A 26908-nucleotide genomic window follows, 5' to 3' on the forward strand; every position below is an offset into this window, starting at 1 on the left:
TGCCGGACTCGGCCTGGGCGTCGAGGGCGCGGATCAGGTCCTCGGCCACGGGCCCGCCGCCCACGATGGCCGTGCGCCGGTCGAACCGGCCACGCCGCATCCGCGTGCGGATGATGCGGGCGACGGCGAAGCGTTCGGCGAGGAGAAGGCCGAGGCCAAGGGCGAAGAGGTTTGCGAGCCAAGCGCGGGTGCATGGATCGTCTGCCTCGCCCAGGACGAGGCCGGTGCCGACGACGAGGACCGTCGCCGTCCAGGCCAGGCCCAGCCGCAGGCCCGTGCGCAGGCTGCGTACGGCGTCGATGCGGTAGGCGCCGGCAGCCTGGAACAGACCGACGGCCAGAACCGCGACACCGAAGGCGGCCGCGAACTGTCGAAACGAGAGTGGGGCGAGGCAGGTGGCGGACAGGTGCCGGACCGCGACGCCGAGGGCGAGGATGAGGAGAAACTCGCCGGCCCGCACGCAATCGACGAGCACCACCGGGGACAGCGGCTCCCCCCTCCCCGCATTCCCCCGTCCCTTCGCCTCGGTTGCCCCGATGGGCTGGGTCGTGGGAGCGGCGGCCTGCCGGTCCGTCTGACCCGCCGCCTCCAACAAATCGCGGACGTCGAAGGCAGGCATCGAAGCCTCCAGATCTCAGGGCATGCGGCGTGCCCCGCGCCACGCCCGGCTCTGAAACCGGACAACAGGGCGCAGGGGGCGTTTCACGAGGGGAAACGCGACCCACAACCCCTGGCATGACCGCCTCACGGAACGTTTAACGCGATCCGCCGGATCGGAGCTCATCGCGTCGGATCTGGGGATACGCCCTCAGAAGTAGCTGACCCAGGGCGCCGTGCTGCGGCGCTTGAACCGGACCGCCCAGCGGCAGGCGGGGTAGAGCGCGAGGCTCAGGGCGGCGGCGATGAGCCAGAGATAGCCCGGACCCGGTGCCTCGATCCGCCCGGCGGAGCCGGCAAGGCCCGCCCAGAGGAGTCCGTCGTGGAGCAGGCGCAGGGCGTAGAGGTGCGTGACGTAGAAGAACAGCGGCACGCCGCCGAAGGTGCAGAGCCAGGCGAGCCGACGCGGCGGAACCGCCTCCAGCCATGCCAGCAGAATCAGGCCGGCGCCGAGGGTCGCCAGGAGAAAATCGGCCGAGGGCGGGTACTTCGTCAGGTTCAGGAACGCCCTGAGCGTCGCGTCCCAGGAGGCGCCGGCTTGCCACGGCACCGGTTCGCCGTAGCCGTTGAGGCCGCGCAGGATCGCGAAGCCCGCGAGCGCCGCCGCCCCGAGGCCGAGGAGCCGGCGTCGGCGCGTCGGCCCCGGCATCGTTCCGACGAACCACGGCCCGAGAGCGTAGCCGGCCGCGATGACGCCGATCCAGGGCAGGACGGGGTAGGAGGTGCGCGCGACACCCCACGGCAGGTCGATGGAGCCGCGCTGGTGCAGGATCGTCCACAGGATGTAGCCGGTCTCACCCGGCACGAGGGCGAAGGACGTCAGCAGGTTGTGCCCGAGCATGATCGCCAGGGCGACGCCGATGAGTGCCGCGCGGGGTAGCCACAGCAGTCCGGCCAGGGCGATCATGCTGATGCCGATGGCCCAGATCACCTGGAGGTAGAGGATCGGCGGCAGGAGGCTGCGCGTCCAGGCGACGTTCACCAGGGTGACTTCGAGGAGCACCAGGATCAGGCCCCGCTTCAGCATGAAGGCCGAGGCTTTCGCACGATCCCCGTGCTTGCCGGTGTTTTGTTTGGCCGCGTAGAGGCTGGCGGACAGGCCGGTGAGCAGAACGAAGACCGGCGCGCAGATGTGCGAGGCGGTCCGGGTCCAGAACAAGCCGGGCTCCGTCGCCGCGAGATCCATGGGGTCGCGGACCTGGGCGTGCAGGAAGAAGAACTCCCGCACGTGATCGACGAGCATGAGCAGCATCACGAGCCCGCGCAGGGCGTCGATGGCGGCGATGCGCCCTGTCGGCCGCGCCGGACCGGAGATCGTCATCGTTCCGCTCCCTCCCCCAGTGTGCGCAGCAGCTTCTGCACGCAACTCGCCGCCCAGACGGTGCTGCCGCGCGGTTTGCGGACCCCGCGCCGGGTCATGGCCCGGGCGATGCCGCTCGGCGTCGTGAATCCCTCTGCCCGGATCTCCAGCAGGACCGGCGCGAGGCCGCGCGCGAATCCCCGTGCCCGGGCGATGGCGGCGCGCCGCCCGGCATCGCCGCAACGGCGTGGTCGCGGGCCGGCACCGGAGGTCTCGGGCATGGGGTCCATGGGGTGTGCGGGCAGGGAACGCCGGGCAGTCCGCTTCACGCCGGCCAGGCTTTCAGCCGGGCCCGGGCGGACAGCGCGAGACCGCCCGCGAGGACGATGAGCCAGGCCAGGGTCATGAGGGCGACCCGGCGCCCGGCTGTCAGATCGATGCTGGGCTGGAAGCGGGGCACGGCGTCGTAGGCGTCGAAATCGAGGCGGGCCTGGCAGCCGGCGCAGACCGGCACCGGGTTCAGGGCCTGCGCGACGATGCGCGGCTCGAAGAAAGCCCGCAGGGTCCGCCGGTAGGCAGCGGCCGAGGCGAGGAAGGCGGCGTGCCGCCCGGCATCGGTGCCGGCGGCCCCCTGGAGGGCGAAGTCGAAGGTGGTGACGGGCGAGGCCAGGGCGAGCCACCGGCTCAGCGCGGCGCTCTCCCGGTCGTGCGCGCGAAAACTCTCGCGACGCGCATCGAGTTGTACGTTGTAATGGGCGTCGCGGGCGAGACGCTTGATCTCGGGCGCCTCGACGAGCTCGGTGCGCCCCGCCGCACCGGGGATCCGGGCCAACCACTGGGCCGTGAGCCGCGGTCCCGCGCCGCCGTTGGCGAAGGCGTCCTGCACCTGCCGGCTCGCATCGATGGCGGCGATGCGCGAGGGCTTGTCCGTGAGACAATCGACCGCGATGGAGGCCGCTGCCGGGACCGCCACCGTGAACAGGGTCCAGGCGAGGACGAGGATCGACAGGGCGGCCACGGCGCCCCGCCACAGGGTCGCCACGAGGGCGCAGGCCGCGACCCACACGAGGATGTAGGCGGCGAGCGCGCCCGCCATCAGCCCCAGGGTGACGCCCGAGCCGGCGAGGGACCGGATCGCGCCGGTCAGCCATAGGGCGAGACCGGTTTGCCCGAGCACCGCCACCACGAGGATCCCGGCCACGGCCCCGAACTTCGCCCCCGCCACGGCACGCGGCCCGATGGGCTGGGCCGCGATGAGCCGGAGCGTGCCGGAATCCCGTTCCACCGAGAGGCGGGTGCCGGCGAGCGCGATGATGGCGAGCGGCACGAGCACGGCGAGTACGAAGGCGAGATCGAAGGCCCCGAGCTTCAGCCGCGCCGCCGACCCGAGTTCGTACGCGACATCGTCGAAGACGGTGCTCGACCCGAAACTCACGCGCATGAACGAGGGCTGCACGTCGGACTGCCCGGTGGCCAGGGCAGCGAGCGGGGTCGGCGGCTTCACGGCGTGGACGGTGAGGAACTGCGTCATGTAGCCGAAGGCGTTGGTCGGATCCTGCCAGTAGTTGATCTTCACCGGCGTCGCCCGTGCGTAGCGGGCGTAGGCCTCGCGGGCGGCGACGATGGCCCGCCCCTCTTCCGCGGCCAGCGTCGCGAGGGCGGCGCGCTCGGCCTCCACCCGTACGGCCCCCGTATGGGCGCCGAGCAGCAGGGCGGCGAACAGGGCCGCCAGCACCGCCCAGGTCAGCCGCTCGCGCAGAACCATGCCGGTCTCGGCGGCGAGGAGGCGAAGGGCGCGCCTCACGGCGTGATCCGTTCTCCATGGCGTCAGCTTCATGGCGTCAGCCGCCGGACCGCCAGGACGGCGGCTCCGCCCAGGACGGCGAGCCACGTCGCCAGGATGGCGAGGGGCACGGCCCAGGCCGCGTCTGCCAGGGGCATCGGGCCATGATCGAAGGGCGGCACCGTCTCCCAGAGGTCGTGGTCGGCGGTGTAGCGGCGCTCTCCGCCCTGCGGATTGTCGATGATCGCCTGGTTCATCCGCCGCGAGATGCCCCGGCGGTAATGCTCGGCGGCCCAGACGAAGCGGACATGCTGGGCAAAGTCCGTTCCCGCGAGGGCGGCGGAGAGCGCCTGGAGGGCGATGCGCGGGGACAGGAGCCCAGCCCAGGCATAGGCCCGCTCCTGGCGCAGCAGGCTGTCGAAGAAGGCGCCGAACGCGGCATCGAACACCGCGAAATTGTGCTGCTCGTTCTCGCTCATCATCAGGCCGCGCAGGTCGACGGGCAGGGCGTCCGGGTCGGTGACGCCGTAGCGGGCGAGGACGGCCTTGGCCCGGTCGTCGTTCGCTTCCGCGGTGCGGTGCCCCCGGAAGGTCTCCTCGATCCGGGCGCGGGTCTCGCCGTAGGAGAGCGCCGGTGTGGTGGCGTCCACCGCGACGGTGGCGAGGCGGGGAGCGGCCACGCAGACGAGCACCCAGGCCAGCAGCGATGCCGCCAGCGCCGAGCGGGCCGTGCGGGCCGTCAGCGACAGGGTCATGGCCAGAACGAGGAACAGGGTCGCATAAACGAGCTGTGCGGCCACCCACGGGACGAGGCGCGGCCACACCTCCCAGCCGGGCGCGTCGAGGCTCACCGCAGCGAGGCCGCCGAGGACGAGCAACGGCAGGCCGACGAGGAGGGCCAGGGCGGCGAGGAGCGCGCCGAAGCGGGCCATGAACAGCCGGCCTGGCGCAGCGCCGTTGCCGAGTGCCAGCCGCAGGGTACCGCGCTCGCGGTCGGCGGCGAAGGCGGAGAAGCCGAGGAGGATCGCGGCCAGGGGCACGATGAGCTGGACGATGTCGGCGACGCTGCCGAGGCCGGCGCGCGCGAGCGGGTTGGCGTCCTGGACCGCCCGGAAGACCGCATCGTTGAACAGGTGGGCCTCGATGCGGACCATGCGGCCGGTATAGGGCTCGATGCCGGGATCCAGGATCGCGAGCGGCGCGGACGGCTTGAACACCCACAGCCCGTAATGATCGGCCGAATGCGGGTTCTTGGCGTCCTGGCCGAGCCAGCGTCCGCGCTCGGCCTGCGCGATCGCTCTCACATCGCCGGCATCGCGCACGGCCTGTCGCCAGGCTCCGGCGAGGGCCACGCCGAGGAGTACCACCAGGACGGCGCCGATCCAGCGCAGGCGGGCGTCGCGCAGGAGCTGACCGAGTTCGGCCCGGACCAGCCTCACGACGCGAGCCGCTCGATGTAGAGGCGCTCCAACGCCGCATGGTCGAGGTGTGCCGGGCTGATCTCCTCGACGATGCGTCCGGTCTGGAGCACGCCGACCCGGTCGGCGACCTCCTTGACCCGGTAGAGGTCGTGGGTCGCCATCAGCACGGTTGTGCCGCGGGCGGCGGCCGCCCGGACCACGGCCGAGAAATCCGCCGACGCGCTCGGATCGAGGCCCGAGGTCGGCTCGTCGAGGAGCAGCAGCCGGGCGCGGCGCGCCAGGGCGATGGCGATGCCGACCTTCTGGCGCATGCCCTTCGAATAGGTCGCGGCCTTGCGCGCGTGCGCCTCGGTCGCGAGACCAGCTTGCGCCAGCAGGCGGTCGGCCGCGTCGCGAGACAGGGCGAGCCCCGCCAGCGTCGTGAAGTAGCGCAGGTTCTCCCGGCCCGAGAGCGTGGGATAGAGCGCCACCTGCTCGGGGATGTAGGCGATGGCCGCCCGCGCCGCGATGGGGGCGGCGCCCGCATCGATTCCACAGACCCGGACCGTCCCGCTCTCCGCTTTCAGGAAACCCAGGATGAGGTTGATGGTCGTGGTCTTGCCGGCCCCGTTGGGGCCGAGCAGGGCGAAGACTTCGCCCGCATGTAACGTCAGGGTCAGGCCGTCGAGGGCCCTGCGACCGCCGAAGGTCATGACGACGTCGCCGATCGCCAGGACCGGTTCGCGCGACTCCAGCATCAGAACCGCACCGAGACGGTGCCGGTGAAGCGTCGCGGTGCGCCGGGATAGACCCGGAACACGTTGAGCGAGCTCTCGTAGATCTCACTGTCGAAGATATTCTCGACGTTGAAGCCGAAGCGGATGTTCTCGTAGCGGTAATACGCCAGCGCGTCGGCGACCACGTAGGCCGGCAGGACGAAACCGGTGCCGCCCGCGTCGCCGGCGCGTTCGCCGACCCCACGCACGCCGCCCCCGATCCCGAGGCCCGCGTAGGGGCCGGACTGGACTTCATAGACGGCGAGCAGGCTGCCGCTGTGCTTGGGGATGTTGATGAGGGGGGCACCCACGGGCAGGACGTTGTCCTTCGTCACTACGGCGTCGGCGTAGACGTAGCCGCCGATGAGGCGCAGCTCCGGCGAGATCTGGCCCGTGGCCGTGAGTTCGAAGCCCTGGCTGCGCACCCCGCCCGCCGCGAGGGAGAAGCCGCTGTTGTTGGGGTCGGGCGTCAGTACGTTCTCACGCTCGATATGGAACGCCGCACCGGTGAGGCCGAGCGCCCCGCCATAGAGGTCGAGCTTGGCGCCGACCTCGTAGCCGATGCCCGTCTCGGGGGCGAACGGCACCCCGCGCGAGGCCGCCGCCGCATCTGGGCCGATGTTCGGCCGGAAGCTCGTGCCGACATTGGTGTAGAGGGCGAGTTCGGGGAGCGGCTGATAGACGAGTCCGGCGCGGGGCGTCGCGGCGGCCCGCGACTGCTCGACGTCGCTGCGCGGAATGCGCTCGCGGAACGACTGCTCGAAGAAATCGAACCGGACGCCGAGCAGCGCCTTCCATTCGGGGCTGAGCGCGATCTGGTCCTGGGCGTAGAGGGCCGTATTGGTCACCCGCTCGAGGTTGTTGCGCGGGATGGTGAGCGGCGGCAGGGGCTGGCCGTAGCGCGGGTTGTAGATGTCGATGGAAAACGGGTTCTGCCGGACGTTCGAGCGCAGATAGACCGTGCGGCTGTCGGTGCTCTCGCGCTCGAAGCCGAGCAGCAGGGTGTGCGCCAGGGGGCCGGTGGCGAAGCGGCCCACCACCTCGGCCTGGCCGATGGCGGTGTCCCAGCGGTAGTCCCGGAAGTTGCGGTCGCGGGCAACGGTGCGATTGTCGGCCGCGATGCTCCGGACCTCGGCGGATTCGCCCTCCAGGGTGCCGGTGTTGAAATGTGCGCCGAGCCGCATCTGCCAATCGGCGTCGAAGCGGTGCTCCAAGCGGACCTGCAGGGTGTTCGAAGTCTGCTCGGTGCTCTGGCCCGGCTCGCCGAGGAAGCGCGAGATCGGCAGGAAGCCGAGCTGCCGGTTGATGGCGATCACGCCCCGGTCGAACACGATGCGGTTGCGCACGAATTCGGTCTCGACGGTGACCTTGGTGTCGGGCGTGATCTGCCAGCTGAGGGACGGCGCCACGAACAGCCGGTCGCCGTCGACGAAATCGCGAAAGCTGTTCTGGCGCCCGCCCGCGAAGTTGAAGCGGTACTGGACCGTCTTGTCCTCGTTGAGGGCGCCGCCGGCATCCACGGTGCCGCGGAACTGCTCGAAGCTGCCCCAGAGGCCGCCCATCTCGACGAAGCGTTCGGCGGTCGGCTGCTTGGTGATGATGTTGACCACGCCGCCCGGATCGCTGCGCCCGAACAGGGCGCCGCCCGCGCCCTTCAGGACCTCGATGCGCTCGACGTTCTGGGTGTCGGGCGGCGGCGGGAACCCTCGGTTGATGGCAAAGCCGTTCTTGAAGATCTCGGACGTGGTCACGCCGCGCACGGCGTAGCTGAAGACCGTCAGGCCGCCGAAGTTGTTCTGCTGGGCGACGCCGGGGGTGTAGTTGAACACCCGGTCGACTCGCGTCGCGGCCAGATCGGTGATGACCTCGCGCGAGGCAACCGTGACGACCTGGGGCACGTCGCGCTGGGGCGTGTCGGTTTTCGTGCTGCTCACGGCGCGGGCCGCGCTGAAGCCCGGCGTCGGTCCGATCAACCCGATGGCGCCTTCCGGCACGTTGAGGCCGATGCCGGCGCCCTCCACCGTGAGCGTCTCCAGGGTGACCGCCGTCTCCTCGGCACGGACCGACGGCGTCAGGGACAGGGCCGCGAGGGCGACGCCGAGGCGCAGGCCGTTTTTCAGGAGCATCGTATCGGGTCTCGAACGGGATGAGCGCCGCTCCAGCCCGTCGCCCGATGACGGGACGCCCCCCGGCACCGGCTCAGGAGCCTGAATGGCGTTTGAAACATTATTACGTTGCGAAGCTTGACCATGCAAGCTGAAACCTTGCACGCCGAAACCAAGCAAGCCGAGTTCGGGCACGGGCTCCGTGTCGCCGGGCCGGTTCTGAGCGGGAACGCTTTCGGGAAAGGGGTGATCGATCGCGGCCATCAACACCATCCAAATGGTTCTGGACGTGTCAGGCCGAGCAGCACGGGCGCGCGCCGACCATGACGGGCCGACGTCGATCATGCGACCCACCGGAGCACCCCGCCCGAGAGACGTTCGTCGCCAAGGCAGGTCTCCTGGCTCACGGATCGACGCCTCTGCCTGGCCTTCCCGGTGCATGGCACCAGTGACCGTTCTCGGCAGCGGCTCACCGCTCACAGTTGCGGGGGCAGCTTCGGCATCGCCCCGATAGGCTCGACCGAATTCCCTCTTAGCTCGCGATCCGAGGACCGCGAGAACCTTGACGGCTGTACGGTTCCATCCGGGTCCGGAGAAGTCAAGGCCGAGCGCCCTCGGCCGCCGATCGGAACGTCACGGCGCGAGACCTGCCGGGCCGAGACACGCAGGATCATGGCGAGCCCCGGCGCCGCGCACACCGAGGACGAAGGCGGCGAGGTCCAGGACGCCAGCCGGCTGTCTTCCTCGAAACCCGCGGATCCGGGGCGGACGATCAATTCAGCTGCCGGAGGAGCCGCCCGAGACCAGGCGCAGACCGGGCGCGGGTCGATTCACGATGGCCTCCCCGACCTTGCGTTCCAACTCGCCGTCCCGGAACGGTTTCTGAACGATACTGTCGGCGCCGACCGCGCCGACCTTCATCAGGGCCGTGGTGTCCGCATAGCCGGTGACGAACAGAATCGGCAGGCTGGGCCAGCGTTTGCGGATCTCGGTGGCGACCTCGGCCCCATTCATGCCCGGCATCGCGAAGTCCAGCACCACGAGATCGACGCAAGGGTCCGCCTCGAGGGACGCCAGTCCCGCGAGGCCCGAGCCCGCCTCGCGCACCGCGTGACCGGCCTCCGCGAGGCGGGTGGTGGTGACCTCGCGCACAGCCGTGTCGTCATCGACGACGAGCAGGACCGATTGTCCGCCCGGCAAGCGGCCAAGCCCGCATGCGGTCATGTGGGGGGCCTCGTGGACGGCGCTCGTTCCGTCCTCGACGCGGGGCAGGTAGACTCGGATCGAGGTCCCCTCCCCGACGATCGTGTCGATGCGGATGCCGCCGCCGGACTGCTTCACGAAGCCGTAGGCCTGGGCGAGCCCGAGCCCCGAACCTTTGCCCACCTCCTTGGTGGTGAAGAACGGCTCGAAGGCGCGCGCCACCACCTCCGGCGGCATGCCCGTTCCCGTGTCGCTGACGGCCACCATCACGTACTCGCCCGGCATCGGCTGCTCGGGGCGCGTCTGGGGGCCGGTGACCGTGACGTTGGCCGTCTCGATGGTCAGACATCCCCCGACCACCATGGCGTCGCGCGCGTTGATGGCGAGGTTGAGGATGACGAGTTCGATCTGGGTCGCATCCACCAAGGCCGGCCATAGGTCGGGCTGCAGGGTCGTCTCGATGCGCACCGCGCCGCCAATGGAGCTCTGGAGCAGGTCGCGCATGGAGGCGACGGTCTGGTTCAGACTGACCGGGGTGGGCTCCAGCCTCTGGCGGCGGGAGAAGGCAAGGAGCTGCGCCGTGAGATTCGCGCCCCGATCCGCCGCTCCCTTCATCATCGCGAGCCGACGCTTCGAGCGCTCGGTCGAGACCTCGCGCCCGAGGAACTCGATGTTGCCCGAGATGACGGTGAGCAGGTTGTTGAAGTCGTGCGCGACACCGCTCGTGAGCTGCCCGACGGCCTCCAGGCGCTGGGCGAGGCGCAGGGCCTCTTCCACCCGCTCGCGCTCGACGATCTGCATCTGCAATTCGGCGTTCGAGGTGGCGAGTTCCCGCGTCCGCTCGGCGATGCGGAGTTCCAGCGTATCGTTGAGCGCCTGAAGCGCGGCCTCCGCCCGACGCTTGTCGGCCTTCGCCTGGGCCTCCGCCAACGCCCGCAGGACGGTGCGTGGAAGACGCTCGAGGCGCTGCTTCGTGATGTAGTCGACGGCGCCGTTCTTCAACGCCTCGACGGCGGTCTCCTCGCCGAGGGTGCCGGACACGAAGACGAACGGCGTGTCCGGGCACTGCTCCCGTGCGACGGCGAGGGCGCTGATGCCGTCGAAGGTCGGCAGGACGAAATCCGCGAGGATCAAGTCATGACGGCCCGGTAGGGCGGCGGCGGCGAAATCGGGGCGGTCCATCACCCGATCGATCACGTAGGGGCGCCCCATGCCGTCGAGGGCGGCCTCCACCAGTTCGGCGTCGAGATCGCTGTCCTCCAGGTGGAGGATGCGGATCGCGTCGTCGGCGTCCATCAGGTGTTCGATGGCCAGCCTCCCTTGTGCGGCGGCGGCTCGTTCAGGACGGCCCAGAACACGCCGAGTTCCTGGATGGCCGAGAAGAATTCGTTGAACCCAACGGGCTTCACCACGAATGCGTTCACCCCGAGGTCGTAGGAGCGCACCACGTCGGTCTCTTCGCGCGAGGAGGTGAGCATCACCACCGGGATGGACCGGGTCTGCGGATCGCCCTTCACCTTGGCCAGGACCTCCAAGCCATCGACCTTGGGCAGCTTCAGGTCGAGCAGGATCACGGCCGGGTCCTGCAACGCCCGGTTCACGTGTGCGCCGCGCCTGTAGACGAAATCGAGGGCCTCCGCCCCGTCCCGGCAAATGACGATTTCGTTGGCGAGCTGACCCGCTTCCAGTGCCGCGAGCGTGAGCTCGATGTCGTTGGGATTGTCTTCGACGAGAAGGATCGGTTTCAGGTTGGCCATCTCTCAGGGTGCCTCGCCCCGCAAGGGCAGCGTGAAGTGGAAGGTCGCGCCCTCGCCGAGCCGGCCCTCGGCCCAGGTCCGGCCGCCATGGCGCTCGACGATGCGGCGCACGTTGGCGAGCCCGATGCCGGTGCCCTCGAACTCCTCGACTCGGTGCAGGCGCTGGAACACGCCGAAGAGCTTGTCGACATAGGTCATGTCGAAGCCGACCCCGTTGTCGCGGACGAAGAAGACGGCCTCGCCGTCTTTTGGGGGAAGCCGTCCGATCTCGATGACCGCCTCGGGTCGGTTCCGGCTGTACTTCAGCGCGTTCGAAAGCAGGTTCTCGATGACGAGGCGCAGCATGAACGGGTCGGCGTAGGCACGGCCCAGGGGCCCGATCTCCCAGCGCACGACGTGTGCGGGCGCCGCATCGCGCAGAACCTTGCGCCGGACCTCCTCAACCAGGGCGTTCATGTCGCCCGATACCCGGTTCAGGGCGTTGCGGCCCATCTGCGAGAAGGCCAACAGGTTGTCCACGAGGGTTCCGGCCGAGAACGCCGCCTCGATGATGGTGTCGACGTAGTGCCGGCCCTTGTCCGACAGGTTGGCGCCCTCGCGCGTCTTCAGGAGGTTCGAGTAGCCGACGATGTGGCGGAACGGGGCCCGCAGGTCGTGGCTGACCGAGTAGGAGAATGCCTCCAGCTCTTTGTTGGAGCGCTGGAGCTCCTCGCTCAGCGCGGCCAGTTCCTCCGCCCGGCGCAGCACGATCCCGAGGACCGAGGCGCGCAGATCCTTGGCCGCCTCGATCTCCGGGACGCTCCAGGGGAGCGCGCGCCCCTTCAGCGTTTCCTTCCAGATCTCGAACGACTTTCGCGGATGCAGGCGGTCGGGGCCGCCCTCCGGATCGGGCGTCGCCGGCTTGACCGGATTGCCGCCCCACTTCACCGTCCGCACCACCTCCGGCCGGAACCAGAGGATGTAGCTCGCGTACTTCTTGGAAACCGAGATCGCGAGCAGGCCGCTGGCCTCGGTGGCGAAAGCCGCGGCCGCCGGCAGAAGCTCCGACAGCGACTCCGTGGCGAAGACCTCCGCCGCATCGCCCTCGACCGAGAGCCAGTCGTACAGGGTCCGGACCTCGGCCTCGGAAGGCGTCGTGCCGATGACGCGGCAATGGTCGCCCGTGACGATGGCGGCTCCCGCCGCGTTCACCAGCGCCAGGACGTCGTCGGGATGCTTCAACAAACCGTCGACGAAGCTGTCCTCCTCGGCCATGAACCCGAGAAGCCGCGCCTGGACCGCCCCGAGCGCCAAGCGCTGCTCGGCCTGGGCGCCCCGCTCGCGGGCGGAGAGTTGCAGGGCGAAGATCTGGGTGAGGACGTCGCAGGCGTTGCGCGCCTGCAGGGGCACCCGGTGCGGGGTGCGGTTGTGGCAGGAGATCAGGCCCCAGAGCGTGTCGTCGACGAGGATCGACACCGACATGGACGCCATCGTGCCCATGTTGCGCATGTACTCGACGTGCACGGGCGAGACGCTGCGCAGGACGGATTGACTGAGATCGAGGGGCGTACCCGCCGGCGTCAGGGGCGGCGTGATCGGGACCGCCGCGTATCCGGCATCCGGGATGATGCGCAGGCGGTTGCGGCGGTAGAGTTCACGCGCCTGGGCCGGGATGTCGGAGGCGGGAAAGCGCAGATCGAGGTAGGACGGCAGGACCCCGTTTCCGTTCTCGGCCAGCACGGTGCCGTGCCAGTCCCGGTCGAAACGGTAGACCAGCGCCCGATCGAAGCCGGTGATGTGCCGGATATCCTCGGCGACGATGTCGCAGAGCTCCTCGATGGAGCGGGCCACCCGCAGACGCTGTACGAAGGCACGCAGCCGTGGCGTCAGGGCATCGAGCCCTTCCTCGACGGAGGCATCCGCCTCTTCGAGTTCGAGCACGACGAGGTCGTCGACCCGGTGCGCCGCGACCTCGTAGGTCTGCCGCGCACCCGCCGGGCCGAGCGTCACCGTGCGCAGGTAGTGGGCCCCGTCCTCGGCCGGCGCAGCGTCGAGGTAACGGCGCACCACCGCGACCAACTCGGGCAGGACAGCATCGAGGCTCGCGCCGGCGACGACCCGAGCCGGCGCGTTCGCACTGGCCTGCGCCACGACGAGGCTCGCTGCGTCCAGGGTCAGCAGGAAGCCGTGGGGCTGCACGCTGCCGACGATGTGGATGGGCTCGCGGTCGCAGGCCGTGAGGTCGATCCTCGGCATCGTGTCCATCCGTGGCTTCAACCGGAACAGTCTCCCGCGATGGCGGCTCGTCGGAGCCGGAGGTTTAGGATCATGTAACACTGCGTAACTTCCCCGCCTACGCGCCAACGCCACGGATCGGTCCGTTTGTGAGGGCTCAAAAGTCACATCCGTGCGATGGGCCCGACCGAGCTCGACCGGGACCGCCATCCGGTCGCTGCGATCGGAGGTTCCGGCTTTCGTGGGAGCACGCGCCGCGCCGCCGCTCCGTCGCAGTCCCGGAAGCGCGCGCAGCGACCATTGACGGCAGCGTCGCGCCATAATAAATGTCGAACATAATTTAAAACGTGCCGGTTCGGTGCGAGGAGGCGGGCATGGATGCGAGATGGGTGCTTGGGCTGAGCGCATTGGCGCTCGCGGCCTGCTCGCCGGCCGAGACCGCCGTGTCTCCGGAGCCACCGCTGGTGCAGACCGTCGCGGTCGTGCCCGGGGTGGGGGGCGTCGCCCGCTACACCGGGGTGATCCGAGCCCGCACCGAGAGCAACCTCAGCTTCCGGGTCGGCGGCAAGATCTTCGAGCGCCTCGTCGATCCGGGCGACCGGGTGACGCGTGGCCAGCCGCTGATGCGCCTCGATCGGACCGACTTCACCCTCGCGCTCAATGCCGCGCGCGCCTCCGTCGAAGCGGCGCGTGCGCAGATGATCAAGGCCCGGGCCGACGAGGAGCGCAGCCGCAAGCTCGTATCGGACGGCTGGACCTCGAAGCAGACCTACGATCAGAACAAGGGTGCCGCCGATTCCGCCATCGCCCAGTTCGCCAATGCGCAGGCCCAGGCCGGCCAGATCGAGAACCAGGCCGGTTATTCCGAGCTCAAGGCCGATGCGGACGGCGTGGTGATGGAGGTACCCTCCGAGCCCGGCCAGGTGGTTGCGGCCGGTCAGACGGTGGTGAGGCTCGCCCGCGACGGATCCCGTGAGGCCGAGGTGTTCCTGCCCGAGGGCAGCCGGCGCCTGGCGCAGGGCGAGGCTTCCGCGACGCTCTATGCGGAGGGTGAGGCGACCTACCCGGCGCGACTGCGCGAGCTGTCGGCCACCGCCGATCCCGCCACACGCACCTACCGGGCGCGGTACATCCTGTCCGGCGGCGGCGAGGACGCGCCGCTCGGTGCCACCGTCACCCTGCAGCTCAAAGCCCTCGATGCGGTCCGTTCCGAGCGGGTGGAAGTTCCCTTGGGCGCGCTGTTCGACCAGGGGCACGGCACGGCGGTCTGGCGCTACGACGCCGCCACCGAGACGGTGCGCCCGCAGGCCGTCAAGGTCGCCCGCATGGGCGAGGAACGCGCGGAGATCGTCACGGGCCTGAGCGCCGGCGACCGGATCGTGGCGCTCGGCGCCCATCTCCTCAAAGCCGACCAGAAGGTGCGCCAAGCGCCTCCGAGCCTGACCGGGGCCGTGCGATGAACGGCCTCAACCTCTCCGCCCTGGCGGTCCGCGAGCGGGCGGTCACCCTGTTCCTGATCATCGCACTCACGGGGGCCGGCTTCTTCGCCTTCGGCAAGCTCGGGCGGGCGGAGGACCCGGCCTTCACCGTCAAGGTCATGACGGTCTCGGCCGCCTGGCCCGGCGCCACGGCGGAAGAGATGCAGCGCCAGGTCGCCGACCCCCTGGAGAAGCGCCTGCAGGAGCTCGTCTACTACGACCGGGCCGAGACCACGGTACGCCCCGGCCTGATGGTGACCAAGGTCATCTTCAAGGACAACATGCCCCCGGCCAAGCTCCAATCGGAGTTCTACCAGACCCGCAAGAAGCTTTCCGACCAGGCCTCCAGCCTGCCGCGTGGGGTGCTCGGGCCTCTGTTCAACGACGAGTTCTCGGACATCTACTTCGCTCTCTACGCCGTGCAGGCCCACGGCCTGCCCCACCGCCAGCTGGTGCTGCGCGCCGAGGACCTGCGCCAGCGTCTGCTCCGCGTGAACGGCGTCGAAAAGATCAACATCCTGGGCGAGCAGGCGCAGAAGATCTTCGTCGAGATCTCCTACCAACGCCTCGCCACCCTCGGCATCACCGGCCAGCAACTCCTGGCGGCGCTCTCCAACCAGAACGACGTGACCCCGGCCGGCTTCGTCGAGGCGGCGGGTCCGCGCGTCTACCTGCGCCTCGACGGGGCCATCGACGGGCTCGACGCGATCCGCGACCTGCCGGTCGCGGCCGGCGACCGCAGCCTCAAGCTCGGCGACATCGCCGAGGTCAAGCGCGGCTACGAGGACCCGAAGAGCTTCGAGATCCGCAACGACGGCGAGCCCGCCCTGATGCTTGGACTCGTGATGAAGCCCGGCTTCAACGGCCTCAAGCTCGGCGCAGCCCTCAACGCCGAGGAGGTGGCGATCCATCACGAGACGCCTCTCGGCATCGGCTTCACCAAGATCACCGATCAGGCCAAGGTCATCGACGACGCGATCCACGAGTTCATGGTCAAGTTCTTCACGGCACTCGGCGTGGTGATCTTCGTGTCCCTGGTGGCGCTCGGCTTCCGGGTCGGCATCGTGGTGGCGCTGGCCGTGCCGCTCACCCTCTCGGCCGTGTTCGTCGTCATGATGGTCACGGGCCGCGACTTCGACCGCATCACCCTCGGTGCGCTCATCATCTCGCTCGGCCTCCTCGTCGACGACGCCATCATCGCCATCGAGATGATGGTGGTGCGCATGGAGGAAGGCGCCGACCGCATCGAGGCGGCGACCCATGCCTGGAGCGCCACGGCCGCGCCGATGCTGACCGGCACCCTGGTCACCATCGCGGGCTTCCTGCCAGTCGGCTTCGCCGCTTCCACGGCGGGCGAGTACGCAGGCAACATCTTCTGGGTGGTGGCCTTCTCGCTGATCATCTCGTGGATCGTGGCCGTGACCTTCACGCCGTATCTCGGCGTCAAGCTGCTGCCGAATATCGAGAAGGTCGAAGGCGGCCACGACGCGATCTACGCCACGAAGAACTACGAGCGCCTGCGCCGCCTCGTGCGCCTGTCCGTCGACCACAAGTGGCTCGCCGCCGGCATCACGGTCGGGCTCTTCGCCCTGGCCGTGGTGGCCATGGGCCGTGTCGAGCAGCAGTTCTTCCCGAATTCCGAACGGCCCGAACTCATCGTCGAGGTGTCCCTGCCGGCCGGTTCGGCCTTCGCCACGACGGAAGCCAGCGTCAAGCGGATCGAGACGGCCGTGCGCGACCTGCCCGAGGCGGGTGAGATCACGAGCTACATCGGCCAGGGCATGCCGCGCTTCGTGCTCTCGTTCGATCCCGAGTTGCCGGACCCCGCCTACGCGCAGATCGTGGTGCAGACCGCCGACGCCGCCGCTCGCGATGCCCTGCGGGGCAAGGTGCGAAAGCTCGTCGAAGAGGGCCGCTTCCCCGAAGCCCGCGTGCGGGTGCAGCAGATCGTGTTCGGGCCGCCCATCCGCTTCCCCGTCGCCTTCCGGGTGGTCGGGCCCGACCTCGACGTCATCCGCGGCATCGCCGCCGAGGTGCGGGAGGTCATGGCGGCGAACGCCAACATGCGCCTCGTCCACCTCGACTGGGGCGACAGGACCCCGAGCCTGCACCTCGCCCTCGACCAGGAGCGCCTGCGCCTGATCGGTCTGACTCCGAAGGAGGCCGGTCAGCAATTGCAGAGCTACCTCAACGGTACGCCCGCCACCCAGGTGCGCGAGAACCTGCGCTCCGTCGATGTCCTGCTGCGCAGCCCCGGCCCCGAGCGGCGCTCCCTCGGCGAGATCGGCGACCTGACCCTGGCGACGAAGGACGGGCGCCAGGTGCCGGTCTCTCAGGTGGCGCGGCTGGAGACCCGCACCGAGGACGCTGTGCTGAAGCGCTACAACCGCGAGACCTACATCCGGGTCCAGGGCGACGTGCTCGACGGCCGTCAGCCCCCGGACATCCACGCCCAGGTCTTCCCCCTGTTGGCACCGATCAAGGCGAAGCTGCCGCCGGGCTACCGCATCGACACGGCGGGTGCGGTGGAGGAGAGCGAGAAGGCGATGCTGTCGCTGGTGGCCGTGTTCCCGATCATGCTGATCGTGACGCTGACCGTCATCATGATCCAGGTGCGCTCGTTCGCCACGATGTTCATGGTGTTCGCCACCGCGCCGCTCGGCCTCGTGGGAGCGGCGCCGACCCTGCTGCTCTTCCACCAGCCCTTCGGCTTCAACGCGATCCTTGGGCTGATCGCGCTGTCGGGCATCCTGATGCGCAACACCCTGATCCTGGTGGACCAGATCCACCACGACCGGGCGGCGGGCCTGTCGAACTACGACGCCATCGTGGAATCCACCGTGCGCCGGGCGCGGCCCGTGATCCTGACGGCGGCGGCGGCCATGCTCGCCTTCATCCCGCTCACCCATTCGGTGTTCTGGGGGGCGCTCGCCTACGTGCTCATCGGCGGGGTCGGCGTCGGCACCCTGCTGACCCTGCTGTTCCTGCCCGCCCTGTACGCCCTGTGGTTCCGGGTCGCGCGGGAGCCGCGCCGCACCGTCGCATCGGGAGGCGTACGAGGCACGATTCAGGCCGAGGCCGCGGGCCCGGCCGGATGAGAACGTGCCCCGATCGGGGGCATACACGGATCGTACGCCGTCGACGGGGCGTGCGGTACGACGACCGGCCTGCAACTCCTGCCCCCTCGTGCAGGCCGGTCGAATGTCGTTCCTCGTCGGCTTCGTGGGGTCGGCCGGGGCAGCCAGCGCTTCGTTAGATGACAGAACGCATTTATATGTCGGGTCGGGTCGTTGAAGGATGAGTGAATGCCGAGAGTTTCGCAGGAGCAGGCCAAGCTGAACCGCCAGCGCGTGGTCGAGGTCGCGGCGGCCCTGTTCCGTGAGCGGGGCCTGCACGGGGTCGGCGTCGCCGACATCATGGCCTCCGCCGGCCTCACCCATGGCGGGTTCTACGGCCAGTTCGCGAACAAGGATGCCCTGGCGGCCGAAGCGTTCGATTCCGCCCTCGCCGAGGATCGGCGCGGGGAGGTGGACGCGATCGTGGCGACTTATCTTTCACTGGCGCACGTCCGCTCCCCTGGAAAGGGCTGCCCCCTCGCGGCCTTGGCGAACGACGTCTCCCGGGAGGCACCGGGCAGCCCCATCCGGGCGCGGTTCACGCAAGGGGTCGAGCGTCTCGCCTCCATCCTGGCGGACCTGACGCCGAAGGCGTCCCGGGAGCGCCGACGGCAACGTGCCTTGGCGACGCTGGCGACGCTCGTCGGGGCCGTCGTCCTCGCCCGCGCCATCGACGACGAGACCCTGGCGAACGACCTGATCCAGGCGGCACAAGCCGCTGCCACGGCCTGAGACGCATCGGCACACGCCCCCGAACTTTCACGAACGTGATCCGGGCCGGGATCTGCCGCACGGGATCGTCCCGCTCGCAGGATTTTCGCGTGCCCTACGGTGCGACGCGGTGCTGAGGCGCGTCCGATCATCGTTCGAGGTCCGAAGCCGGCCGCGTCGACGCCGACCCGCCTCTCTAAAAAACCCCCGTCCCCTGCGTAGCCGTGGCGATGGCCGAACGGTCGGGGGCGGCTCTCGATGCGATCGGGAACGGACCTCGGATCGCCTTCACGACGGACATGTACAGAAGAGGGCCGGGAAACGAAGAAGCCCCGGACCATCGGTCCAGGGCTTCTCAGCTAAGTCGTTCGCACGACTAAGAAACTTGGTAGCGAGGGAGAGATTTGAACTCCCGACACAAGGATTATGATTCCTCTGCTCTAACCAACTGAGCTACCCCGCCAAGTCACCGCCACTGCGGGAATTCCGCTGCGGCGGCGAGATCGGCGGAATAGGAAATCCGCCTTGCGGTGTCAACGGGGTTTCGACGGGCAAACCGCCGGAACCCGGTGGTCAGAGCTGGGTGCCGAGGATTTCGGCGACCTGCGGAATGTCCTTGTCGCCGCGGCCCGAGAGATTGAGGACCATGAGATGGTCGGCCGGCTTCGTCGGCGCGATCTCGAACACCTTGGAGAGGGCGTGGGCCGGTTCCAGGGCCGGAATGATACCTTCCAGCAGCGAACACAGCTTGAACGCCTCCAGGGTCTCCTCGTCCGTGGCCGAGAGATAGGTGACGCGCTTGGCCTCGTGCAGCCAAGCGTGCTCGGGGCCGATGCCCGGGTAATCGAGACCGGCCGAGATCGAGTGCGCGTCGGCGATCTGACCGTCCCCGTCCTGGAGCAGATAGGTCCGGTTGCCGTGCAGCACGCCCGGCTTGCCGCCCGACAGGGAGGCCGCATGGAGGCCCGAGGCGATGCCATGGCCGGCGGCTTCGACGCCGTAGATCTCGACGCTCGAATCGTCGAGGAACGGGTGGAACAGGCCCATGGCGTTGGAGCCGCCACCTATGCAGGCGATGAGCGAATCGGGCAGGCGCCCTTCCATCTCCAACATCTGCTCTTTCGTCTCGCGGCCGATGATCGACTGGAAGTCGCGCACCATGGCGGGATACGGATGCGGGCCGGCGACGGTGCCGATGCAGTAGAACGTATCGGCGACGTTGGTGACCCAGTCGCGCAGGGCCTCGTTCATGGCGTCCTTGAGGGTCCTGGTGCCGGACTGGACCGGGATCACCTCGGCGCCGAGCATCTTCATGCGGAAGACGTTGGGGGCCTGACGCGCCACATCGACGGCACCCATGTAGACCACGCACTTGAGGCCGAAGCGGGCGCAGAGCGTCGCGGTCGCGACGCCGTGCTGGCCCGCCCCCGTCTCGGCGATGATGCGTGGCTTGCCCATGCGGCGCGCCAGCATGATCTGGCCGAGCACGTTGTTCACCTTGTGCGAGCCGGTGTGGTTCAGTTCCTCGCGCTTGAAGAACACCCGGGCGCCATGGCCGGAGGGCGCTTTCGCGCGCAGGTGTTCGGTCAAGCGCTCGGCCTCGTAGAGGGGGCTCGGGCGGCCGACGTAATGGGTCAGATGGCTGTCCATCTCGGCCTGGAACGCCGGATCGGCCTTAGCCGCTTCGTAGGCCGCCTCCAGATCGAGGATCAGCGGCATCAGCGTCTCGGCCACGAAGCGTCCGCCGAAGATGCCGAAGCGGCCACGCTCGTCCGGGCCGTTGCGGAACGAGTTCGGAGGGGGAGCGAGGGTCACGGGCGGCGTCCTTGGATGACTTTGCGTGCGGCCTGGGGTTGGGCGGCCAGGGCAGATGCGACGACGGAACGGATGGTCCACTCCATGGAGCGGTCTCGGCCATGCCGTTCGCCTGCGGCGAGACAAGCGCCTGATCTAGACCTGCATAGGGGGGGCGACAATGCGGCCAACCCGCCGTTTCCCGAATTCGGACGCTGGATGTCAGGCCGCCGCTACCGTGCAGCGAGCGCGCGCAGCGGCGATGAAGGCGGCGATTCGCACCGGATCCTTCTCTCCGGGGCGGTTCTCGACACCGGACGAGACGTCGACGGCGCGAAGACCCGTGCGGGCGAGGGCAGCGCCGACGGTCTCGGGGGTGAGGCCGCCCGACAGCATGGTGCCTTCCGGCAGGAGAGCGCCGGAAAGGAGGTCCCAATCGAAGGCGTGGCCGTTGCCGCCCGGCAGGGCCGCGCCGAGGGGCGCCTTGGCGTCGAGGAGGAGGCGGTCGGCCACGTCCGCGTAAGTCTGGACTGCCGAGAGGTCGGCCCGCGTCGCGATGCCGAGCGCCTTCATCACCGGGCGTCCGGACAGGTGGCGGATGGCGGCGACGCGCTCCGGCGTCTCGCGCCCGTGGAGCTGAACCCAGTCGGGATCGGTGGCGGCGACCACGGCGGCGAGGAGCGCATCGTCGGGATCGACGAGGAGGACCACGCGCTGCGCCCGGCCCCGGGCCCGCTCCGACAGGTCACTGGCCACAGCGAGGTCGACGTGGCGCGGGCTCCTCCGGAAATGGACGAAGCCGACGAGGTCGGCGCCGGCGTCGAGGGCTGCCCCGAGGGTCGGCCCGGTGCTCAGTCCGCAGATCTTGATGGCGATAGCGGACATCGGGTTCTCAGCGCGGGGCCGGCAGGGCGACGCGGTCGGAGGGGCCGCGCGACAGGCCGTGGAGCCCCTCCCCGACCGGATTCGGCGCGGCGGTGCGCAGGCGGGCCGTCTCGCCTTCGAGGCGGCGGATCTCGCGGCGGCGCTCGGCGCTGGTGCGCCGGGTGCCCGACTGGCCGAGCCAGGCGCCGCAGCCGCCGAGGAGCACGCCGAGCCCGACGGCGATGAACAGGATCACGTACAGCGGCAGGGTCACGCTGAAGACCGGCATGTCCGGCGAGAACGGATCGAACGACAGGCGCACGGCGTCCCTGTTCGCCACCGCCAGGGCGACGACGACGACCGCCACCGGGAGCAGGACCAAACCCTTGAAGAAGCGGATCATCGAAGCACTCCGATCGAATCTGTAGTCCGGCGGTTCACGAGGCGGCGGCGGTGGCCGCCTCCTCGCCGATGCCGGCCTCGTTGAGGCGCAGGCGCATCTCCTTGCCGGTCTTGAACACCGGGATGGCCTTCTCGGAGACGGCAACGGCCGCACCCGTGCGCGGGTTGCGCCCGCGCCGTGCATCCCGTCGCTTCACCGAGAACGCCCCGAAGCCGCGCAACTCGACCCGGTCGCCCCGGGCGAGGGCATCCGCGATGGTGTCGAGGATCGCGTTGACCAGGGTCTCGACGTCGCGCTGGTAGAGGTGGGGGTTCTGCTCGGCGATCCTGAGCACGAGCTCCGATTTGATCATGCTGCGGCCTTCACGACGTCATGAACGGTTTCAGCGGGCGGCTTCGGCGGGGCTGGGCCGCCAAACGGCCAGGAGCCCGCCCTGCGCCGCGCCCGCCGTCTCGTCGCCGATCAGGCGGAGATGTGCGGCGAGCCCGTCCAGGCCCACGAGATCGGCGCCGAGGCCGAGCGCCGACCAAATCTGGAAGTCGCTCTTGGCCTTCGGCTTCCAATCCAGCACTGGCAGGTTCTTGGCGACGCCCCGCTCGGATTCGAGCCAGGCGATGGCCTGGCGCTCGCCGCCGATCCCATCGACGAGCTTCAGGGGGACGCTCTGGCGCCCGCTGAACACCCGCCCGTCGGAGACGGTGGCGAGTTCGCGGTCGTTCATCTTGCGGCGCTCGGACACGAGTCCCTTGAACCAGGCGTAGGTGTCGCCGACCACGGCAGCGAGGGCCGCGCGCGCCTCCGGCGAAGTCGGAGTGAAGCCCGACGGCTCGGCCTTGAGGGGCGAGGATTTCACCGATTCGACCTTCACCCCGACCTTGTCGAGGAGGCCGGACAGGTCCGGATACTGGAACAGGACGCCGATGGAGCCGACGAGCGCCGTCTCCCGCGCGACGATGTGGTCGGCCGCGATGGCGGCGATGTAGGCGCCGGATGCGGCAGTGCCGTCGACGAAGGCCACCATGGGCTTCTTCTCGGCGAGCGCGCGCAGGTTGCGGTAGAGTTCCTCCGAGCCGGTGGTGGTGCCGCCGGGCGAGGAGATCGAAACCACCACGCCCTGGACCGCACCAGCGTCGCGCACGCGCTCGATGAGCTTGGTGGTGGCCTCGGCGCCGGCGATGAAGCCGCCGATGGAGATGCGCGCGATCTGGGGTTTGACCGCTCCGAAGCCGAGGGGTTCGGTGCCGCTGCGGATGCGCAGACCCACCGCGCCGACGGCGAGAACGAGACCGCCGATCCCCACCACCCGCCATAGGGAAAGCTTACGGCGCAGGCGCCTGCGATCGATCAGGAGTTCGGCGTCAGCGGCCATGCGATGGTTCGCTCCCTCGCGCACCGACCGTTCCCGGCCGTGATGGGTTGTCCGGGCTTCGCGCCGCCCGGCTTCGCCGCGGTTCGCGGCAGTGCCCAGGACCCTGTGCCATCCGTCGCCGGATGGACTCAAGCCCTTGCCCCGCCTCGCATCCTCGGCGTGGGTGTTCTAGCCTTGCCCGCCACGGACCGGCAAGAGGGGGCGGGCGGCGGAAGCGGGCGGAATTCGCAAGTCCTCGCAGCCCGGACAAGTCATCTCCAGCAAGTCTTCGCGGTGCGGGATGCCAGTTCTCGCACGGATATCGCGCCGCCAGACGCAAAAACGCCCGCGCGAGGTTTGATCCCCGCACGGGCGTCTTCAGTTCAGGGCCCCGGGAGCCATCGTGGATCCCGGGGTGTCGCGCCGGGACGATTAATCCTGGGCGTCGTCCTTGTCGTCGCTGGTGCGGGCCTTCTTGAAGGCCGCGCCCAGGATCTCGCCCAGCGAGGCGCCGGAATCGGCGGAGCCGAACTGCGCCATCGCCTCCTTCTCCTCGGCCATTTCGAGGGCCTTGATGGAGAGCTGGACCCGGCGCGCCTTGCGGTCGAACTGGATCACGCGGGCGTCGAACTTCTCGCCGGCGGCGAAGCGCTCGGGGCGCTGGTCGCCGCGGTCGCGGGCGAGCTCGGCCCGGCGGATGAAGGTGGTGAGGTCGGTGTCGACGATCTTCACGTCGACGCCCGAATCCTTCACTTCCGTCACTTCGCAGGTCACGATCTGACCCTTCTTGAGCTCACCGGCCTCCGTGAAGGGGTCGCCGCCGAGCTGCTTCACGCCCAGCGAGATGCGCTCCTTCTCGACATCGACGTCGAGAACCTGGGCGCGCAGCATGTCGCCCTTCTTGAACTCCTCGATGACCTGCTCGCCGGGACGGTTCCAGTCGAGATCCGACAGGTGGACCATGCCGTCGACATCGCCGTCGAGGCCGATGAACAGGCCGAACTCGGTCTTGTTCTTGACCTCGCCCTCGACCTCGGAGCCGACCGGATGCTGCTCGGCGAAGGCCTCCCAGGGGTTCTGGAGGGTCTGCTTGAGGCCGAGCGAGATGCGACGCTTGACCGGATCGACCTCGAGGATCTGAACTTCCACTTCCTGGGAGGTGGAGACGATCTTGCCCGGGTGGACGTTCTTCTTCGTCCAGGACATCTCGGAGACGTGGATCAGGCCCTCGATCCCCGGCTCCAGCTCCACGAAGGCGCCGTAGTCGGTGATGTTGGTGACACGGCCCTTGAGCTTGGCGTCGACGGGGTAGCGCTGGGCGATGCCCTCCCACGGATCGGCGAGCAGCTGCTTGATGCCGAGCGAGATGCGGTGGGTCTCGTGGTTGATCTTGATGATCTTGACCTTGACCGTCTGGCCGATGGTCACGACCTCGGACGGATGGTTCACGCGGCGCCACGCCATGTCGGTGACGTGAAGCAGGCCGTCGATGCCGCCCAGATCCACGAACGCACCGTACTCGGTGATGTTCTTGACGACGCCGTCGATGACCTGACCCTCTTCGAGGTTGGCCACGAGCTCGGAGCGCTGCTCGGCGCGGCTCTCCTCGAGGACGGTGCGGCGCGACACGACGATGTTGCCGCGGCGGCGATCCATCTTGAGGATCTGGAACGGCTGGGGCGTGCCGAGCAGGGGCGTGACGTCGCGCACGGGGCGGATGTCGACCTGGCTGCGCGGCAGGAACGCCACGGCGCCGTCGAGGTCGACGGTGTAGCCGCCCTTGACCTGGTTGAAGATGGCGCCGGTGACGCGCTCGTTGGCCTCGAACGCCTTCTCGAGCTTGACCCAGCTCTCCTCGCGGCGCGCCTTGTCGCGCGAGATGACGGCCTCGCCCAGCGCGTTCTCGATGCGGTCGACGTAGACCTCGACCTCATCGCCGACGGCGAGATCGCCTTCGCGGCCGGGGCCGTTGAATTCCTTGAGGGCGACACGGCCTTCCGTCTTGGCGCCGATGTCGATGACGGCCACGTCCTTCTCGATCGCGACGACGCGACCCTTGACGACGGACCCTTCGGTGATCTCGTGCTCGAGGAAGCTCTCCTCGAGGAGAGCCGCGAAATCGTCGCGGCTCGGGTTACGCTGCAGGGCGTTACCAGCGGTCATTCTGTCTCCTGACAGGCCTCATCGGAGGCCGGCGTCGGCGGTTCGTGTGACGGGGCACCCTCGGCGATCGCCGCCCGCGATCCCCGGGGGACCGGACGGGCTCACCCCCCGGAAGGAGGGCCGACGCATTCTGAAACGATGGTCGAGGGCCATTCTCCAACGGGACGGAGCGACGCGAAACACGCCCACGCCTCGTCGATTCCAATCGAAGAACGGCGGTTCCATACCGGATCGCGCCGCTTTCGGCAATATGACGCGCGATGAGGTTCGGCGCGGCCATCACGCCGGAGGCCGGCCAGGGCGGCGCGTGTTGCGCAGCCAGACCGCCGAGGCAACGGCCAGGGGTTCGAGGGGCAGCACCACCGGTCCGTGTCGCTTGCCCAGCAATTCGATGCCGGTGAAACGGACTTCGAGAATGGCGAGCCAGACGCCGAACGGAAAGGTGGCATCGGTCCCTTCCAGCGGGCCGAAGCACTCCTCGAATGCAAGTGGATCCACCATGATCTGGTCGTAGCGTGACAGGTGATCCGCCATGGAGACTTTGGAACGGAACAGCACCCGGTCGCGGTGGAACGACGAGAAGCATGGCTCGAATTCGGTCAGCGTCACCCAGAGCTTGCCCCCGATGCGCAGATAGGGCGGGTTCGGGCCGGCATCGCCAAAATTCGCCGGGCTCCACCCGGCTTCGGCCATGAGAGATTCTGCGAGGGTCACGGGTTCGGAAGCCAAGAGGTCGGGCACCGATGAGGTCTGGTCAGACGACAGGGTCAAGTCCGTCAGGCCCACTGGATCGGCGACCGTTCCCATCTCATGTCCGGTACCCAACGCGATCATCGTGATCCCCGGAAAATGCTGCCTCGGGCAACGAGGGTCGGCAATATTGCGCATTTTCTTGGATTTGGCGACCTGGGATCAGTCGCTATGTCTCATTATCGTTCCGTTCGACGCCATCCTGAGGGCAACACCGAAGCCCGGACGAAAAAATCCGCACCGGAGCTCCGGTGCGGATCGGGTTCGTCCAGATCTGACGGCGAGAATCAGTCCTCGTCGTCATCCGTGTCGGTGTTGCGCATGCCCTTGAGCTTGGCGAACACGGAATCGGCGTTGAGCTTCTCGTCGCGCACGGAGCGGTGATGCTCGTCGGTCTCGGTGTAGTCCGTCGCCGTCGAGACTTCCGTCGGCAGCAGCGTGGCGCCACCGTCCGTCGGCAGCACGGCGGGCCGATCCTTGGCCGAACGCTGGACTTCGAAGTCGAGGTCGATCTGCGTGCACAGACCGAGGGTCACCGGGTCCATGGGCTGGAGCGAGGCCGAGTTCCAGTGCGTGCGCTCGCGGATCTGCTGGATCGTCGACTTGGTGGTACCGACGAGTCGGATGACCTGCGCGTCCTTGAGCTCGGGGTGGTTGCGCAGGAGCCAGAGGATGGCGTTGGGGCGGTCCTGGCGGCGCGAGAGCGGGGTGTAGCGCGGACCCTTGGTGGTGCGCTTGACCTCGGGCAGCTTCACCTTCGAGACGGCGACCTTGAGCTTGTAGTTCGGCACCCGCTGGGCGCGCTCGATCTCGTCGCGGGTGAGCTGGCCCGTGGTGATCGGGTCGAGACCCTTGATGCCGGCCGCGACCTCGCCATCGGCGATGCCCTTCACCTCGAGGGGGTGCAGCTTGCAGAATTCAGCGATCTGCTCGAAGGCCAGGGAGGTGTTCTCCACCAGCCACACGGCTGTGGCCTTCGGCATCAACGGGCCTTGGGTCATCGGGCAACTCCAACGGTTGGGGCGGGACGGGCGTCGGGGCGCCGCCGACGTGGCGCCGCTCGCTCCGGCCTGGGACTGGCCGGCA

General features: G+C 69.1%; 20 protein-coding genes, 1 tRNA gene, 1 pseudogene and 1 riboswitch. Of the genes and pseudogenes, 3 read left to right on the top strand and 19 right to left on the bottom strand.

Annotation, left to right across the window (positions count from 1 at the left end; all coding sequences use genetic code 11):
- The 10 genes and pseudogenes from ASF25_RS07820 to ASF25_RS07865 form a co-directional block, all read right to left on the bottom strand.
- Nucleotides 1–619: pseudogene (locus tag ASF25_RS07820) on the bottom strand (undecaprenyl-phosphate glucose phosphotransferase); the annotation flags it as partial.
- Nucleotides 620–808: 189 nt separating this feature from the next.
- Nucleotides 809–1978, bottom strand: a complete 1170-nt coding sequence (locus tag ASF25_RS07825) for a heparan-alpha-glucosaminide N-acetyltransferase domain-containing protein (RefSeq protein WP_056304273.1) — start codon at nucleotides 1976–1978, stop codon at nucleotides 809–811.
- The gene (locus ASF25_RS07830; RefSeq protein ID WP_244472940.1) at nucleotides 1975–2286 is read right to left on the bottom strand and encodes a hypothetical protein; all 312 of its coding nucleotides are present in this window, start codon (nucleotides 2284–2286) and stop codon (nucleotides 1975–1977) included. Before ASF25_RS07830 ends, ASF25_RS07825 begins: the two co-directional genes overlap by 4 nt.
- Nucleotides 2283–3761 carry an ABC transporter permease subunit gene (locus tag ASF25_RS07835; RefSeq protein ID WP_056304274.1) on the bottom strand — a complete coding sequence of 493 codons (1479 nt, stop codon included), beginning with the start codon at nucleotides 3759–3761 and terminating at the stop codon, nucleotides 2283–2285. The genes ASF25_RS07830 and ASF25_RS07835 overlap by 4 nt, the downstream gene beginning before the upstream one ends.
- Nucleotides 3762–3790: 29 nt before the next feature.
- Nucleotides 3791–5179, bottom strand: coding sequence for a DUF3526 domain-containing protein (locus tag ASF25_RS07840; RefSeq protein ID WP_056304275.1), 1389 nt, complete (start codon nucleotides 5177–5179; stop codon nucleotides 3791–3793).
- The gene (locus ASF25_RS07845) at nucleotides 5176–5898 is read right to left on the bottom strand and encodes an ABC transporter ATP-binding protein (RefSeq protein ID WP_056304276.1); all 723 of its coding nucleotides are present in this window, start codon (nucleotides 5896–5898) and stop codon (nucleotides 5176–5178) included. The genes ASF25_RS07840 and ASF25_RS07845 overlap by 4 nt, the downstream gene beginning before the upstream one ends.
- Complete coding sequence (locus ASF25_RS07850) at nucleotides 5898–8042, bottom strand: TonB-dependent siderophore receptor (protein ID WP_082502542.1); 2145 nt, start codon at nucleotides 8040–8042, stop codon at nucleotides 5898–5900. The genes ASF25_RS07845 and ASF25_RS07850 overlap by 1 nt, the downstream gene beginning before the upstream one ends.
- Before the next feature lie 349 nt (nucleotides 8043–8391).
- Nucleotides 8392–8601, bottom strand: a riboswitch (cobalamin riboswitch).
- Between the two features lie 197 nt (nucleotides 8602–8798).
- Entirely contained in the window at nucleotides 8799–10520 is a 1722-nt protein-coding gene (locus tag ASF25_RS07855; RefSeq protein ID WP_056264580.1) for a response regulator, read from the bottom strand.
- Complete coding sequence (locus ASF25_RS07860; protein WP_056169090.1) at nucleotides 10520–10981, bottom strand: response regulator; 462 nt, start codon at nucleotides 10979–10981, stop codon at nucleotides 10520–10522. Before ASF25_RS07860 ends, ASF25_RS07855 begins: the two co-directional genes overlap by 1 nt.
- 3 nt (nucleotides 10982–10984) lie before the next feature.
- Nucleotides 10985–13216: an ATP-binding protein gene (locus ASF25_RS07865; RefSeq protein WP_244472941.1), complete on the bottom strand. Its 2232-nt coding sequence runs from the start codon at nucleotides 13214–13216 to the stop codon at nucleotides 10985–10987.
- A gap of 353 nt (nucleotides 13217–13569) precedes the next feature.
- On the opposite strand from ASF25_RS07865, the gene ASF25_RS07870 reads away from it, so the two are divergent.
- The 3 genes from ASF25_RS07870 (at nucleotide 13570) to ASF25_RS07880 (ending at nucleotide 18521) form a co-directional block, all read left to right on the top strand.
- Nucleotides 13570–14655 (top strand): efflux RND transporter periplasmic adaptor subunit, encoded by a 1086-nt coding sequence (locus ASF25_RS07870; RefSeq protein ID WP_056304277.1) that lies wholly within the window; start codon nucleotides 13570–13572, stop codon nucleotides 14653–14655.
- Complete coding sequence (locus ASF25_RS07875) at nucleotides 14652–17771, top strand: efflux RND transporter permease subunit (protein ID WP_056304278.1); 3120 nt, start codon at nucleotides 14652–14654, stop codon at nucleotides 17769–17771. Before ASF25_RS07870 ends, ASF25_RS07875 begins: the two co-directional genes overlap by 4 nt.
- A gap of 207 nt (nucleotides 17772–17978) precedes the next feature.
- On the top strand, nucleotides 17979–18521 hold the full coding sequence (locus tag ASF25_RS07880; protein WP_056169100.1) for a TetR family transcriptional regulator: 543 nt from the start codon (nucleotides 17979–17981) through the stop codon (nucleotides 18519–18521).
- A 365-nt stretch (nucleotides 18522–18886) separates the two neighbouring features.
- Here ASF25_RS07880 and ASF25_RS07885 read toward each other — a convergent pair.
- The 9 genes from ASF25_RS07885 to ASF25_RS07925 form a co-directional block, all read right to left on the bottom strand.
- Nucleotides 18887–18963 (bottom strand) — tRNA-Met (locus ASF25_RS07885).
- A gap of 110 nt (nucleotides 18964–19073) precedes the next feature.
- Entirely contained in the window at nucleotides 19074–20315 is a 1242-nt protein-coding gene (gene trpB, locus ASF25_RS07890) for a tryptophan synthase subunit beta (RefSeq protein ID WP_056263784.1), read from the bottom strand.
- A 201-nt stretch (nucleotides 20316–20516) separates the two neighbouring features.
- A complete protein-coding gene (locus tag ASF25_RS07895; RefSeq protein ID WP_056304279.1) occupies nucleotides 20517–21179 on the bottom strand; it encodes a phosphoribosylanthranilate isomerase in 663 nt (220 codons plus the stop codon).
- Nucleotides 21180–21186: 7 nt separating this feature from the next.
- Nucleotides 21187–21561: a lipopolysaccharide assembly protein LapA domain-containing protein gene (locus tag ASF25_RS07900; RefSeq protein WP_056263781.1), complete on the bottom strand. Its 375-nt coding sequence runs from the start codon at nucleotides 21559–21561 to the stop codon at nucleotides 21187–21189.
- Nucleotides 21562–21595: 34 nt separating this feature from the next.
- Complete coding sequence (gene ihfB / locus ASF25_RS07905) at nucleotides 21596–21913, bottom strand: integration host factor subunit beta (RefSeq protein WP_056169109.1); 318 nt, start codon at nucleotides 21911–21913, stop codon at nucleotides 21596–21598.
- Between the two features lie 30 nt (nucleotides 21914–21943).
- Complete coding sequence (gene sppA / locus ASF25_RS07910) at nucleotides 21944–22930, bottom strand: signal peptide peptidase SppA (RefSeq protein ID WP_056169111.1); 987 nt, start codon at nucleotides 22928–22930, stop codon at nucleotides 21944–21946.
- 411 nt (nucleotides 22931–23341) lie between these two features.
- On the bottom strand, nucleotides 23342–25072 hold the full coding sequence (gene rpsA, locus ASF25_RS07915; protein ID WP_056169113.1) for a 30S ribosomal protein S1: 1731 nt from the start codon (nucleotides 25070–25072) through the stop codon (nucleotides 23342–23344).
- A gap of 279 nt (nucleotides 25073–25351) precedes the next feature.
- Nucleotides 25352–25960 (bottom strand): hypothetical protein, encoded by a 609-nt coding sequence (locus ASF25_RS07920; protein WP_244472942.1) that lies wholly within the window; start codon nucleotides 25958–25960, stop codon nucleotides 25352–25354.
- A 149-nt stretch (nucleotides 25961–26109) separates the two neighbouring features.
- Nucleotides 26110–26823, bottom strand: coding sequence for a DUF1013 domain-containing protein (locus ASF25_RS07925; protein ID WP_056169117.1), 714 nt, complete (start codon nucleotides 26821–26823; stop codon nucleotides 26110–26112).
- Between the last annotated feature and the right edge of the window lie 85 nt (nucleotides 26824–26908).

Source organism: Methylobacterium sp. Leaf100 (assembly GCF_001422845.1).
GTDB lineage: Bacteria > Pseudomonadota > Alphaproteobacteria > Rhizobiales > Beijerinckiaceae > Methylobacterium.

Coding starts and splice junctions, on each gene's coding strand:
- sppA (WP_056169111.1), bottom strand. CDS start 22,930: ATGGCCGCTGACGCCGAACTCCTGATCGATCGCAGGCGCCTGCGCCGT.
- ASF25_RS07845 (WP_056304276.1), bottom strand. CDS start 5,898: ATGCTGGAGTCGCGCGAACCGGTCCTGGCGATCGGCGACGTCGTCATG.
- ASF25_RS07870 (WP_056304277.1), top strand. CDS start 13,570: ATGGATGCGAGATGGGTGCTTGGGCTGAGCGCATTGGCGCTCGCGGCC.
- ASF25_RS07860 (WP_056169090.1), bottom strand. CDS start 10,981: ATGGCCAACCTGAAACCGATCCTTCTCGTCGAAGACAATCCCAACGAC.
- ASF25_RS07880 (WP_056169100.1), top strand. CDS start 17,979: ATGCCGAGAGTTTCGCAGGAGCAGGCCAAGCTGAACCGCCAGCGCGTG.
- ASF25_RS07850 (WP_082502542.1), bottom strand. CDS start 8,042: ATGCTCCTGAAAAACGGCCTGCGCCTCGGCGTCGCCCTCGCGGCCCTG.
- ASF25_RS07875 (WP_056304278.1), top strand. CDS start 14,652: ATGAACGGCCTCAACCTCTCCGCCCTGGCGGTCCGCGAGCGGGCGGTC.
- ASF25_RS07900 (WP_056263781.1), bottom strand. CDS start 21,561: ATGATCCGCTTCTTCAAGGGTTTGGTCCTGCTCCCGGTGGCGGTCGTC.
- ihfB (WP_056169109.1), bottom strand. CDS start 21,913: ATGATCAAATCGGAGCTCGTGCTCAGGATCGCCGAGCAGAACCCCCAC.
- ASF25_RS07825 (WP_056304273.1), bottom strand. CDS start 1,978: ATGACGATCTCCGGTCCGGCGCGGCCGACAGGGCGCATCGCCGCCATC.
- rpsA (WP_056169113.1), bottom strand. CDS start 25,072: ATGACCGCTGGTAACGCCCTGCAGCGTAACCCGAGCCGCGACGATTTC.
- ASF25_RS07855 (WP_056264580.1), bottom strand. CDS start 10,520: ATGGACGCCGACGACGCGATCCGCATCCTCCACCTGGAGGACAGCGAT.
- ASF25_RS07920 (WP_244472942.1), bottom strand. CDS start 25,960: ATGCGCAATATTGCCGACCCTCGTTGCCCGAGGCAGCATTTTCCGGGG.
- ASF25_RS07925 (WP_056169117.1), bottom strand. CDS start 26,823: ATGACCCAAGGCCCGTTGATGCCGAAGGCCACAGCCGTGTGGCTGGTG.
- ASF25_RS07895 (WP_056304279.1), bottom strand. CDS start 21,179: ATGTCCGCTATCGCCATCAAGATCTGCGGACTGAGCACCGGGCCGACC.
- ASF25_RS07865 (WP_244472941.1), bottom strand. CDS start 13,216: ATGCCGAGGATCGACCTCACGGCCTGCGACCGCGAGCCCATCCACATC.